Source organism: Denitrificimonas caeni (genome assembly GCF_027498055.1).
Lineage (GTDB): Bacteria > Pseudomonadota > Gammaproteobacteria > Pseudomonadales > Pseudomonadaceae > Denitrificimonas.
This window is the reverse complement of the sequence record NZ_CP114976.1, coordinates 1,273,311-1,286,598: the sequence shown is the minus strand read 5'-3', so window position 1 is coordinate 1,286,598 and position 13,288 is coordinate 1,273,311. Positions and strand designations below refer to the sequence as shown.

Below are 13,288 nucleotides of genomic sequence, written 5' to 3'. Positions count from 1 at the left end.
CTTTACGCCTCCCCTGCACGTAAATGCTCAATAAAGCTACCAAAGCCATTTTCACCCAGCCAGAACTGGAGCAAATAGGTCACGCCGTTACTGGTCAATGTTGCACCAGCCAAGCCATCGACTTGGTTAACAGCTCTTGGGCTACTCTGATCCACATTACCCTTAATGACGCGAATGGCGAGCTCATCATTACTGTCATATAGGTTTTTATCGAGCCATAAGGCGCGCCAGTTTGGGTTGTCAATTTCACCGCCCAAGCCTGGTGTTTCGCCGTGCTCGTAAAAGCCGAAACCTGCGACTGTGTTGAGGTCACCTTTGAGTGCAATAAAGCCTTGCATGGTGGACCACAAACCATAACCGCGAACAGGAATGATTAAAGTATCTAACTGACCGTCATGCTCAACCACATACACCGTGCTATAACGCTCACGACGCTTAATTGAAGCAATATCGTCTTTACCAGCGAGCTCTTTAGACAGAGCTGGATCTTTCGATGAGGCCAGTGGGTCAAAGATCACTGGATCATGGGCATCAGAAAACTTACCTGTATCCAAATTCACTAGACGCGCCTGAATGCGCTCATCAAACATTTTTTTCACTTGCTCACTGGACATACTGGAGTCACCCAGTCCAGCAATCGCTAGAATACTGCGCTGCTTATCGAGCAAACGGTTCTCAGTTTGAATGGGGCGTAAAGCAACCGCTGCTCCCGCCACAAATACTGAACACACCAAGCACACCAGTAAAGCTACGACTAGCGTGCGGGTGGTTGATTCTCTTGGACTAGACATTGCGCGCCAGCCTCCGCTTAATGTTGGCCTGAACAACAAAGTGGTCAATGAGTGGTGCACAGAGGTTGGCAAACAAAATCGCCAACATCATACCTTCTGGGAAGGCTGGGTTAACCACTCGAACGAGTACCGCCATTACCCCAATCAGCGCACCAAAAATCCACTTACCGGTATTGGTCATGGATGCAGATACAGGGTCGGTCGCCATAAAGATCATACCGAAGGCAAAACCACCTAGTACCAAGTGCCAGTACCACGGCATAGCAAACAATGGGTTGGTATCTGATCCGATGATATTGAGCAGCAAGCTCAAAGCAACCATACCGAGCATCACCCCAGCGACAATGCGCCAAGCAGCGATACCCATAATCAGCAGTACAGCACCACCAATGAAGATGGCCAAAGTACTGGTTTCACCTACCGAACCATGTACGGTACCTAAGAAAGCATCCATCCAAGTGATGCCTGAACCCAGTATCTGCTCCATACCACCTTCAGCACCCACACTGAGTGCAGTAGCGCCAGCAAAACCGTCCACTGAGGTCCATACCGCATCACCTGAAAGCTGTGCAGGGTAAGCGAAGAACAAGAACGCACGGCCTGCCAGTGCTGGGTTTAAGAAGTTTTTACCGGTACCACCAAACACCTCTTTACCAATCACCACACCAAAGCTAATCCCCATGGCGACTTGCCACAATGGAATGCTCGGCGGAACAATTAAGGCAAACAGGATCGAAGTAACGAAAAACCCTTCGTTAATCTCATGGCGGCGGATCGAAGCAAATAACACTTCCCAGAACCCACCAACAATAAAGGTGACCATATAGATCGGCACAAACCAAGTCGCACCCTGAATCATATTGTCCCAAATACTGCCCGGATCAAACCCCGCCAAGGAGCTGGTTAACGCCATACGCCAACCATCTTGCGCTGCCAGTAGCCCTGGGTTATCAGCAAAGATCAAGTTCGCTTGGTAACCGACGTTCCACATACCAAAGAACATCGCCGGGAAGGCACACAACCACACGGTGATCATGATGCGCTTGAGGTCAACTCCGTCACGCACGTGAGCGGTGGTTTTAGTGACACTGCTTGGACGGTAGAAAATGGTGTCAGCTGCCTCATATAGGGCATACCACTTCTCGTACTTACCGCCTTTTTCAAAGTTGTGCTCGATTTTATCGAGGAATGCACGAAGACCCAGCATGGCTTACCCCTCCTGCTCAATACGCGTTAGATTATCCCGTAAAATCGGGCCGTACTCGTACTTACCTGGGCATGCAAAGGTGCATAGCGCAAGGTCTTCCTCATCTAACTCTAAGCAACCGAGCTTTTGTGCAACATCGGTATCGCCGACCAGCAACGCACGCAGTAACTGTGTTGGCAAAATATCCAGCGGCATCACTTTTTCATAGCTGCCCACTGGAATCATTGCCCGTTCACTGCCGTTGGTGGAAGTGGTCATGGCAAACTTTTTATTTGCAAACAATTTAGAAATAAAGATATTCAGTACAGAAAACTTGTTCACGCCGGGGCGTAAGTAGTGCAACATTTGACGCTCACGGTCCTCAACCAAACAGCTCACTTGATTGTGGTAACGGCCTAAGAAATCACAGCTACCACGTGCTGTACGACCGCCTAACACCGAGCCGGAGATCACACGGTTGCTGCCCTCTTCTAGCTCGCCTTGCACCAAGTCAGCCAGATTCGCACCTAAACGGGTACGCACTAAGCGTGGCTGCTTGACCACAGGCCCAGCCAAAGCAACAACGCGCTCCACCCATAACTGCCCAGTGGTAAACAACTTACCAATAGCGATCACATCCTGATAGCCAATCTGCCACACCGTGCGTGTTGCATCGACCGGATCAAGGTAGTGAATATGAGTGCCAGGCAACCCTGCTGGATGCGGCCCAGAGAACGCTTCTGTTTGCACTTTGTCCAAGTTCTCACCCGGCAAAGTAACGCCCTCTGCTTTACACAAAAAGACTTTTGCTAGGCGGCTCAGTACGGTAAGCCCACGGCTAAAATCGTCGGCATACTCAGCGATAATAACTGCTGGGTCCGCAGCTAATGGATTGGTATCCATTGCGGTCACAAAGATTGAGCGTGGTGTCGCATCAATTGCTGGAACCTTGCTATAAGGGCGAGTGCGCAGCGCTGTCCATAAACCGGACTGTTGTAGATTCTCACGCACCTGCTCTGTAGCCAAGCCAGCCAGCTTAGCTGCGTCGTAACTGGCGAAGGTGACTTGCTCATCCCCCTCCAACTCAATCACGACTGATTGAAACACACGACGATCACCACGGTTTATGGCTTTTACAACCCCAGCGCCTGGCGCTGTATAAAGCACACCTTCGGTTTTCTTATCAGAAAAAAGGACGTCGCCGAGCTTGACTCGATCCCCTTCTTGTACCTGCATTGTAGGCTTCATCCCGTTATAGTCGAAGCCTATGACTGCAACACTATGTACGGGCTTTGCAGCCTCAATACGCTGTGTTGGCGTACCAGTCATGGGCAAGTCAAGCCCACGTTTTATTTTGATCATAGGTTTGCCTAACCACGATAGTGAAATTTATAGTTATGTCGAAAACCCATACAGTTTACCTATAAAAGCGCAAACCATGCTGTATTCCCGACGCTTAAAAAGTAATCTGGATGATTATAAAGATGCATAGCGGTCACTTGCCAGCTCTAAGGCCAACTTTCTACCAAATACTCACTTTAGTGGTACACGCAAGCTGTCTTTACTCAATATTTAAACGCAAAAGGGAGCCCAGAGGCTCCCTTTTCACTTAGTCCGTCAATCTCTTATCACTTACTGCGGGAAGGCAGGTGGATTGACGCCAGCGATATCTTCCATAACACGTACAACCTGACAGCTGTAACCGTATTCGTTGTCATACCAAACATACAGAATCAAACGGTTCTCAGTGCAGATAGTTGCTTCCGCATCAACCACACCGGCATGGCGTGAACCCACAAAGTCCGTCGACACAACTTCTTGCGAGCACACATAGTCAATTTGCTTTTGTAGGTCTGAATGCATCGCAATCTGACGCAAGTACTCATTCACTTCAGCACGATCGGTGTTCTTCTCAAGGTTTAAGCTGAGAATCGCCATAGATACGTTCGGTGTAGGTACACGGATGGCGTTACCGGTGAGCTTACCTTCCAAGAAAGGCAGTGCTTTTGCCGCTGCAGTAGCAGCGCCAGTTTCAGTCAGAACCATGTTCAGTGGTGCACTGCGACCACGACGACTACCGGTATGGAAGTTATCGATGAGGTTTTGGTCGTTAGTGTAGGAGTGTACGGTTTCAACGTGACCGTTAACGATACCAAACTTATCATTAATGGCTTTTAGAACCGGCACAATCGCGTTGGTGGTGCAGGACGCTGCAGAAATAATCTTATCATCCGCAGTGATTTCGCCATGATTAATACCGTGTACGATATTTTTCAGATCACCTTTACCCGGTGCAGTTAATACAACGCGATCGATACCTGGGCAAGCTAAGTGCTGGCTCAGACCTTCTTCGTCACGCCAGCGCCCGGTGTTATCGACCAACAGCGCGTCTTTAATACCGTACTGAGTGTAATCAACAGTTTTCGGGTCATTAGAGTAGATCACTTGAATCAGGCTGCCATTGGCTGTGATGGTGTTGTTTTCTTCATCAATAACGATGGTGCCATCAAACGAACCATGCACAGAGTCACGACGTAACAAGCTGGCACGCTTCGATAAATCATTCTCAGCACCTTTACGTACAACAATCGCACGTAAACGTAGGCCATCACCGGCACCGGTTTTTTCAACCAAAATACGCGCCAACAAACGACCAATACGCCCAAAACCATACAGCACAACATCAGTACCTTGGTGGGCATTGCTTTCGCGCTTACCGCTAACCGTGCTTAATTCGTCACGAACAAACTGTTCAAGACTGCGGCCATTGGCTTCAGTTTTGAATTTAACTGCCATCTTACCCAAGTCAACAGACGCGCTGCCAAGATCCATTTCGCTCATAACTTTGAGGATTGGATAGGTGTCACGCACCGACAACTCGGAATCACCACCAATGCGGTGACGAGCAAAACGGTGCGCTTTAAGAATTGCAATTACAGAACGGTTAATCAGGCCGCGTCCATAAATGGACGTTACCACATTGTTATTGCGATAAAGATGGCCAACGAGCGGAATCATTGCCTCGGCAAGGGCTTCGCGATCAATCCATTCACCAAGACACTGGTCAGTCTTCTGAGTCACGTGGAATACCTATTTAGGGGCTTAAAAAGAGCTACATTATCGACTGCATAACGCAAAGCGGCAAGCTCTAAGCAGCTATTCTCTTGAAAACCTTATATAGCGAGCGACTCAATAGCCCGTTACAATCCTTTCTTTTATCATTCTCACTCGGGTTAACTGTGTCTGTATTGCGCTTTCCTAAACTGCCATCTAAATCCGCCAAACAGCTCTGGGGCAACCTTCCCGGCGCTGCTCAGGGGCTTGCCATTGCTGAAGCCACACGCAGTGCGCAGCGTTTTACTTTGCTCCTAACTGACAACAGCCAGAGCGCTGAGCGCCTCAAAGAAGAGCTGGCTTTTTTTGCTCCAGAGCTGCCAGTTTTGCACTTCCCTGACTGGGAAACCTTGCCCTATGACGTGTTTTCTCCGCATCAGGACATTATTTCTCAGCGAGTCGCCACCCTCTACCAGTTACCGCAACTGCAGCATGGCATTTTAGTGGTCCCCATCAATACCGCCCTACACCGCTTAGCGCCCAAGTCATTTATGCTGGATGCCAGCCTGATGCTCGATGTTGGCCAAAAGCTTGACGTGGAAAGTATGCGCAGCCGCTTACAGGCATCCGGCTATCAATGCGTGGACACTGTTTACGAACATGGTGAGTTTGCCGTACGCGGAGCGTTACTGGACTTATTCCCCATGGGCAGTGACGCGCCCTACCGTATTGATTTATTTGATGATGAAATCGAAACGCTGCGCACCTTTGATCCAGAAACCCAGCGCTCCAATGAGAAGGTCGACAGCATTCGCCTGCTACCAGCCCGCGAATTCCCTTTAGATAAAAAAGCCCGTGGTGATTTTCGCGCACGCTTCCGTGAACGTTTTGACGTAGATTTTCGTCGCTGCCCACTGTACCAGGACCTCTCTGGAGGCATTATTCCAGCGGGAATTGAATCCTACTTACCGTTATTTTTTGAAGAAACCAGTAGCCTGTTTGATTTCCTCCCAGACAATGCTCAAGTTTTCTCAATGCTCGGAGTTGATGCCGCAGCTGAAGCTTTTTGGCAAGATATTCGCAGCCGCTATGAAGAGCGCCGTGGCGATATTGAACGCCCACTGCTGCCGCCTGCCGATTTATTTATTGCCATCAATGAATACTACGCTGCACTTAAAGAACACCCGCGTATTGTCATTGATCCTGAAGACGTTAGCCCCGGTGTCGGCCGCGAGCGCTTGCCAGTACAAGCCTTTCCAGATTTAGCCATTGACGCCCGCGCCACTGAGCCGCTGAGCAAGGTTAAAGAGTTTTTAGCCGAATTTTCTGGCCGCAGCTTATTTACCGTAGAGACCGCCGGACGCCGTGAAGTTTTACTTGAACTACTGCAGCGCATAAACGTAGCCCCTGTCGAAGTTGCCAGCTGGGAAGACTTTTTAACCGCAGACTGCAAAATTGCGATTTGTGTGGCACCCATTGAAGCCGGCGTCCTACTCGACAATATTGCTTTAATTCCCGAAAGCGCCTTGCTCGGTCAGCGAGTGATGCAGCGCCGTCGCCGTGAAAAAAACCGTGACGCCAACCATGAGCATGTCATCCGCAATCTCACTGAACTGCGCGAAGGCGCACCAGTGGTGCACATTGACCACGGTGTTGGCCGCTATCAAGGCTTGGTGACTTTAGAAATTGAGGATCAAGCCACCGAATTTTTAATGCTCGAATACGCGGATCAAGCCAAGCTCTATGTGCCCGTGGCCAATCTGCATTTAATTGCCCGCTATACTGGCAGCGATGACAGCAGCGCCCCACTACACCGTTTAGGCACCGAGCAATGGCAGAAAGCCAAGCGCAAAGCCGCTGAGCAAGTACGCGATGTAGCAGCAGAATTGCTGAATATTTATGCCATTCGCGCGGCCCGCGAAGGTTTTGCTTTTAGCAATCCAGGCCTTGATTACGCAACCTTTAGCGCGGCCTTCCCTTTTGAGGAAACCCCAGATCAGCAAGTGGCCATCGACAATGTGCGCAATGACATGCTCTCTGGCAAACCCATGGATCGCTTAATTTGTGGTGATGTGGGCTTTGGTAAAACCGAAGTGGCCATGCGCGCAGCCTTTATTGCCGTACACAGCGGTAAGCAGGTGGCCGTTTTAGTACCCACCACCCTGCTCGCGCAACAACACTACAACAGTTTCCGTGACCGCTTCGCCGATTGGCCAGTGCAGGTCGAGGTTATGAGCCGCTTCAAAACCGGCAAAGAAATCAGCCAAGCAGTGAGTAACGTCGCTGATGGCAAAGTCGACATTTTAATTGGCACGCACAAACTGCTGCAAGATGACGTGAAGTTTAATAATTTAGGCTTAGTTATTATTGATGAAGAACACCGTTTTGGTGTGCGTCAGAAAGAGAAGCTAAAAGCTCTGCGCAGCGAAGTGGATATTCTCACCCTCACTGCCACACCGATTCCGCGCACCCTGAATATGGCCTTTGCCGGCATGCGCGACATGTCAATTATTGCCACACCGCCAGCACGGCGCTTATCGGTGCGCACTTTTGTTATGCAACGCCAAGATGCGGTGGTGAAAGAAGCCTTGCTGCGTGAGTTACTGCGCGGTGGTCAAGTGTATTTCTTACACAACGATGTTAAAACCATCGAGAAATGCGCTGCCGACTTAGCCGCTTTAGTACCCGAGGCGCGTATCGGCATTGGCCACGGACAAATGCATGAGCGCGAACTGGAACAGGTGATGGCCGACTTCTACCACAATCGCTACAACGTATTAGTGGCCTCAACCATTATTGAAACCGGTATTGATATCCCTAACGCCAACACCATTGTGATTGATCGCGCAGACAAGTTTGGCTTGGCCCAATTACACCAATTACGCGGACGGGTGGGACGCAGCCACCACCAAGCCTATGCTTACTTACTAACCCCACCAGCCAAAAGCATGACCAGCGATGCGAAAAAACGCCTTGAAGCCATCAGTCATGCACAAGACTTAGGCGCAGGCTTTATGCTCGCCACTCACGACTTAGAAATCCGCGGCGCCGGTGAACTATTGGGTGACGGCCAAAGTGGTGAGATCCAAGCCATTGGTTTCACCTTATATATGGAAATGCTCGAACGCGCCGTGGAATCCATTCGCAAAGGCGAGCAACCCAACCTTGAGCAACCACTGGACAGCGGTACTGAAATCAACTTACGGGTGCCTGCGCTGATCCCCGACGAGTATTTACCTGATGTGCACGCACGTTTGATTCTCTATAAGCGCATTGCCTCAGCACAAAACACTACGGACTTAAAAGACTTACAAGTGGAGATGATTGACCGTTTCGGTTTATTACCCGATCCAGCCAAACACTTAATTCGTGTTACCGAACTCAAGCTCAAAGCACAAGCACTGGGTATTCTCAAAATCGATGCAGGCCCGCACGCTGGGCGTTTAGAATTTGCCGGCGATACCTGTGTTGATCCAATGCGCCTCATTAAACTGATTCAAAGTCAGCCCAAGCACTACCGCTTTGAAGGCGCTACCGTCTTTAAGTTTAATGTGCCGATGGATAATCCTGAGCAGCGTTTTGCTACAATCGAAGCCTTGCTGGCACAACTGGCGCCATAACAATAATTTAGGGAGCTGCACATGCGTTATTTAATTCACTTCGTTCTTCTGCTCGCCCTGTGCAGCACGCAAGCAATGGCCAGCGACAGCCACATTATAGAGCTGGTGGTCTTTCGTCAAGGCGGCGAAAGCTTATCTGCCAGCCGAGTCGCGCCGGACAACTGGGCACAAGGCGCAACACCAATTACCGCTAACATGCTCCGCAGCACCCACCTCAACCACTTAACAGACAAGCTCACCCCAGCCAATGGTTACGAAATACTTTTCCATCAAGCGTGGCTGCAGCACAGCACTGACGGCACAGCGAAAGTAGCTGTCAGCACCGGCCCCGATTATTTCGACCATTATCCAGTGGAAGGCACCCTGAGTTTTGTCTTGGATCGCACCAGCTCCGTACAGCTGGATCTGTGGATCAATCAATTCAACCCCGACAAGACCTTGCGCAGCAGCGAACAACTGCAACAAAAAACCATGGTTGCCAATGACCAAGTGACTTTCGTTGACCACTATCCGCTGGGTGCTCTGATTCGCATCCAAGCACAAAATAGCCCAGCGCAGAACATCAAGACCGTCAACCCAGAAGACTTTGAGTAGCTGCCAAACCGAGCTCAAGCCTAGTCGGCTAGACTCGGTTTAGGCGCTTTAGACGCTGAGTTTTACCCAACTGCACAGCGCCTCATGTTTACTTGAGTCAGCAGTCTTTACTCAATAAATTTAAGCCACTGCCCATAGCCTTGCTCTTGCATCTGCGCCTGGGGAATAAACTTGAGACTGGCGCCGTTAATGCAGTAGCGCAAGCCGCCACGATCCCGTGGGCCATCAGGAAACACATGACCCAAGTGCGAATCAGCCAGCTGACTGCGCACTTCAATGCGGCGCATATTGTAGCTGGTGTCAGTGTGCTCAGTGACCGCGCTGGCATGAATCGGCTTCACAAAACTCGGCCAACCGCAGCCGGACTGGTACTTAGCACTGGAGCTAAATAACGGCTCGCCACTGACAATATCCACATACAGTCCCGGCTCAAACAGCTCGTCATAGCGGTGACTGAACGCGCGCTCAGTGCCGTTGTTTTGGGTGATCTGATATTCCTCGCGACTTAAACGCTGCTGCAAGGTTGCGCTGTCAGGCTTGCGAAATGTACTGGCATCAAACTCTTTCTGCGCTTTCTCAGCCTGCTCGGCCTGATTGGCTAATGGCTCATCGGCTTTGGATAAGTCCACATGGCAGTAACCATTGGGGTTTTTCATTAAGTAATCTTGATGGTACTGCTCAGCCTGATAAAAATGCTTAAGTGCTGTGTTTTCCACTACCACAGGTCGCTTGTAACGCTGTTGCAACTGGACTAAAGCGTCAGCCACCACTTTCTGCTCGGCAGTGTCAGTGGTATAAACACCGGTTCGATATTGCACACCGCGGTCATTGCCCTGCTTATTCAAACTGGTTGGATCAATGATGCGAAAGTAATACTGCAAAATATCATCCAGGCTCAGCTTGTCAGGGTTATAAACCACTTTTACCGTTTCCGCATGGCCGGTGTTGCGGTACACCACATCTTCGTAACTGGGGTTTTCCGTGCGGCCATTGGCATAACCGGAAACCGCATCCAGCACGCCATCAATGCGCTCAAAATAGGCCTCAACCCCCCAGAAACAACCGCCAGCCAAATAAATAGTACGGGCATTCACCGGGACAGCATCTTGATTGATTTTTGGCTGATAAAAAGTGTGGGCTGAGTCGTCCAAATCCGCTTCCGGGTTAGCCAACAACGCTAAAGCCTGAGACTTATTGAGACTGCCTTTAATCACTCGCGCTAGCTGCCCTTGCTGATCAATCAACGCCCAACTGGGATAGACCTTAACGCCAAGGCGCTTAACCAATTCACCACTGCTGTCCATGCGCACCGGTAACTGCGGGTAATCTAAACCGCTGTACCAATCGCTAAAGGCCTCTAGCGACTGCTCGCCCAACACCCCCGGAGAGGCCACGGTAAGTAGGTTAGCCGCAGCAAAATCAGCGTCGCTAACCCAGTCTTCTGTTTGCCCCAGCTCCGACAAGCATAAAGGACACCAGCTGGCCCACAACTTTACCAAAGTGGGCTTACTCGCATCAAAAGCCACGCTCGATTGTTCACCCTGTACATCCGGCAAGTTCTGCACCTGCTGGGCTAAATTAAGCGTCGAGGGTTTAGCCACTGCCATAGATTGCCCGGCAGAGATAAACCAGATAAACAACGCAGCCAAAACTGCAACTGCAGCAATGACCTGCCCGCGAATAGATAGCAACATGAGTTTATTCTCTATGAGTAAGTGTTAAACAGTATGCCACATACTTATACAGAGATTAACTTATGTATAGCTATTACAAAGCAGTTTCTAGACTTTTTAGCCAATAACGTTTGGCTCGATTTCCAGCTCAACGCCATAACGCTGCTGGATATCAGCTTGGATCTGTGAGGCTAACGCAAGAATCTGTTGGCCAGTGGCTGCGCCATGATTGACCAAGACTAGGGCCTGCTTCGCATGTACGGCGGCGTCACCTTGGCGCACGCCTTTCCAGCCGGCTTGATCAATCAACCAGCCAGCGGCCAATTTCACCTGACCATCTGCTTGAGCAAAACAGACTATATGCGGATAGTTTTTTTGCAATTGCTCGGCATGCGCAGAGGTGACGACTGGGTTTTTAAAGAAGCTACCAGCATTGGCGAGCCGCTTAGGGTCTGGCAGTTTTGCTGCGCGGATTTCGCAGACCGCACGGCTGACATCGTGCGGCGTGGGTGCGCTGATCTGTTGCTCAGCTAGATAGCCACGTAAATCGCCATAATCAAGCTGCAGACTTGCGTGTTTCGGCAGTTTAAAAATAACACTTAAAATCACCCGCCGACCTGACTCGCGCTTAAAGAGACTATCGCGATACGCAAACTGACACTGCTCATTGCTCAAGCGCTGCACAAGTGCAGTTTCGCGATCAAATACCAGCACACTTTCCAAATGATCTTTCAGTTCGACCCCATAGGCACCAATATTTTGCACGGGCGCTGCGCCTACATTGCCGGGAATTAAACTCAAGTTTTCTAAACCGCTGAGCCCTTGCGCCAAGCTCCACAGGACAAAAGCATGCCAATTCTCTCCAGCCTGCACGGCAACGCGGGTAAACTCTGCATCGGTGCTGAGTATGCTAATCCCGCGCAGTTGCAGATGAATCACTAACACCTGCAAGTCCGCAGTCAGCACCAGATTACTGCCGCCGCCCAGCAGGAGCACGCTAACACCCTGTTGCTGCGCCCAAACTAAAGCGGCTTGCAACTGTTCAAGTGAAGCTACGCTGACAAAAAAACGCGCCCGCACATCAACCGCTAAGCTGTTGTACGGGCGCATAGACACCTGCTCTTGGATATTCAGGCTCACAGTTTTACCTTGATTTCGTCCAACAGCACTTGGCTGGCTTGCTCCAGCATATCCAGCACCAGCTCAAAACCATCTTCACCGCCATAATACGGATCAGGCACTTCATCTGGGCTAATGCCAAAACGTGGCAAATACAAGGCTAATTCTGCAGAACCATCGGCTGGCTGAATCGCCTGTAAGTTACTCAAATTGCTGTTATCCATGGCTAGGATCAGGTCAAACTCATTAAAATCTTCTGCTTTAGCCTGGCGCCCACGCAAACCCGACAAGTCATAACCGCGCTTCGCCGCAGCAGCCACGGTACGCGGATCAGGCGCTTTACCAATATGCCAATCAGAAGTGCTGGCGGAATCAATGGTGATTTTATCGCTTAAACCTGCCTGCTCGACATAGCGACGAAACACCCCTTCAGCGGTAGGCGAACGGCAAATATTACCTAAACAGACAAATAAAACCTTCATTATTACTCCTCAAAAAAACGTCGCACACGCTGCAAATCTTCCAGCGTATCAACGCCTGCTGGCGGTGCTATAACAGCATCAGCCACATGAATACGCGCCCCATTCCATAAAGCGCGCAACTGCTCCAGGGATTCTGTGAGCTCAAGCGCACAGGGTCCCCAAGCGACAAAATCGGCTAAAAAACCGGCCCGGTAAGCATAAATACCAATATGCCGACGAAAATCTACGCCAACTGGCATTTCGCTTTGGCTTTTAGCAAAGGCATCACGTGGCCAGGGCAAAGGCGCACGACTAAAGGTCAAAGCATAGCCCTGCACATCAGTGCTGACTTTCACCACATTTGGATTCAAGACACTGGCCAGATCGGTTATGGGCTCGGCTAAAGTTGCCATCGCTGCTTGCTGATACTGCGCGAGGTTTTCAGCAACTTGATTAATCACTGCCGGTGGAATCAATGGTTCATCGCCCTGCACATTGACCACAATCGCATCACTGGGTAGCGCTAACTGGGCTACAACCTCAGCTAAGCGGTCAGTGCCGGACTCATGATCATCGCGGGTCATCAGCACCTGCGCACCAAAGCTCTGGCATTCAGCAAAAATCCGCTGATCGTCCGTGGCAATCACCACTTGCTGCGCAGCACTTTTTTGCGCTTGCAGCCAAACCCGCTGAATCATCGACATACCGGCAATATCTTGCAGCGGTTTACCAGGAAAGCGCGTCGAGGCAAAACGCGCAGGAATCACCACACTAAAAGCTTGAGTCATGC

General features: G+C 50.3%; 10 protein-coding genes. 2 read left to right on the top strand and 8 right to left on the bottom strand.

What is annotated here, in order from left to right:
* Window positions 1–2: 2 nt before the first annotated feature.
* The 4 genes from O6P33_RS06115 to O6P33_RS06100 form a co-directional block, all read right to left on the bottom strand.
* A complete protein-coding gene (locus O6P33_RS06115; RefSeq protein ID WP_269819316.1) occupies window positions 3–791 on the bottom strand; it encodes a Na(+)-translocating NADH-quinone reductase subunit C in 789 nt (262 codons plus the stop codon).
* Window positions 784–1,995, bottom strand: a complete 1,212-nt coding sequence (locus O6P33_RS06110) for an NADH:ubiquinone reductase (Na(+)-transporting) subunit B (protein ID WP_269819475.1) — start codon at window positions 1,993–1,995, stop codon at window positions 784–786. Before O6P33_RS06110 ends, O6P33_RS06115 begins: the two co-directional genes overlap by 8 nt.
* Before the next feature lie 6 nt (window positions 1,996–2,001).
* The gene (locus tag O6P33_RS06105; protein WP_269819315.1) at window positions 2,002–3,339 is read right to left on the bottom strand and encodes a Na(+)-translocating NADH-quinone reductase subunit A; all 1,338 of its coding nucleotides are present in this window, start codon (window positions 3,337–3,339) and stop codon (window positions 2,002–2,004) included.
* Window positions 3,340–3,609: 270 nt separating this feature from the next.
* On the bottom strand, window positions 3,610–5,058 hold the full coding sequence (locus tag O6P33_RS06100; protein ID WP_269819314.1) for a glyceraldehyde-3-phosphate dehydrogenase: 1,449 nt from the start codon (window positions 5,056–5,058) through the stop codon (window positions 3,610–3,612).
* Between the two features lie 158 nt (window positions 5,059–5,216).
* Here O6P33_RS06100 and mfd point away from each other — a divergent pair, with 158 nt between their 5' ends.
* Both mfd and O6P33_RS06090 read left to right on the top strand, forming a co-directional pair.
* Window positions 5,217–8,651, top strand: coding sequence for a transcription-repair coupling factor (mfd, locus tag O6P33_RS06095; protein ID WP_269819313.1), 3,435 nt, complete (start codon window positions 5,217–5,219; stop codon window positions 8,649–8,651).
* Window positions 8,652–8,672: 21 nt separating this feature from the next.
* Window positions 8,673–9,245 carry a CsiV family protein gene (locus tag O6P33_RS06090; RefSeq protein WP_269819312.1) on the top strand — a complete coding sequence of 191 codons (573 nt, stop codon included), beginning with the start codon at window positions 8,673–8,675 and terminating at the stop codon, window positions 9,243–9,245.
* A 107-nt stretch (window positions 9,246–9,352) separates the two neighbouring features.
* Here O6P33_RS06090 and msrAB read toward each other — a convergent pair whose 3' ends face one another.
* From msrAB to kdsB, 4 genes are all read right to left on the bottom strand, one after another.
* On the bottom strand, window positions 9,353–10,939 hold the full coding sequence (gene msrAB, locus O6P33_RS06085) for a bifunctional peptide-methionine (S)-S-oxide reductase MsrA/peptide-methionine (R)-S-oxide reductase MsrB (protein ID WP_269819311.1): 1,587 nt from the start codon (window positions 10,937–10,939) through the stop codon (window positions 9,353–9,355).
* 96 nt (window positions 10,940–11,035) lie between these two features.
* Window positions 11,036–12,058, bottom strand: a complete 1,023-nt coding sequence (gene murB / locus O6P33_RS06080) for a UDP-N-acetylmuramate dehydrogenase (RefSeq protein ID WP_269819310.1) — start codon at window positions 12,056–12,058, stop codon at window positions 11,036–11,038.
* Window positions 12,055–12,519, bottom strand: coding sequence for a low molecular weight protein-tyrosine-phosphatase (locus tag O6P33_RS06075; RefSeq protein ID WP_269819309.1), 465 nt, complete (start codon window positions 12,517–12,519; stop codon window positions 12,055–12,057). Before O6P33_RS06075 ends, murB begins: the two co-directional genes overlap by 4 nt.
* Window positions 12,520–12,521: 2 nt before the next feature.
* Complete coding sequence (gene kdsB, locus O6P33_RS06070) at window positions 12,522–13,286, bottom strand: 3-deoxy-manno-octulosonate cytidylyltransferase (protein WP_269819308.1); 765 nt, start codon at window positions 13,284–13,286, stop codon at window positions 12,522–12,524.
* Between the last annotated feature and the right edge of the window lie 2 nt (window positions 13,287–13,288).

What these genes read in the sequence shown, in the direction of transcription:
- O6P33_RS06105 (WP_269819315.1), bottom strand. Translation starts at nt 3,339, where the DNA reads ATGATCAAAATAAAACGTGGGCTTGACTTGCCCATGACTGGTACGCCA.
- kdsB (WP_269819308.1), bottom strand. Translation starts at nt 13,286, where the DNA reads ATGACTCAAGCTTTTAGTGTGGTGATTCCTGCGCGTTTTGCCTCGACG.
- O6P33_RS06075 (WP_269819309.1), bottom strand. Translation starts at nt 12,519, where the DNA reads ATGAAGGTTTTATTTGTCTGTTTAGGTAATATTTGCCGTTCGCCTACC.
- O6P33_RS06115 (WP_269819316.1), bottom strand. Translation starts at nt 791, where the DNA reads ATGTCTAGTCCAAGAGAATCAACCACCCGCACGCTAGTCGTAGCTTTA.
- O6P33_RS06090 (WP_269819312.1), top strand. Translation starts at nt 8,673, where the DNA reads ATGCGTTATTTAATTCACTTCGTTCTTCTGCTCGCCCTGTGCAGCACG.
- msrAB (WP_269819311.1), bottom strand. Translation starts at nt 10,939, where the DNA reads ATGTTGCTATCTATTCGCGGGCAGGTCATTGCTGCAGTTGCAGTTTTG.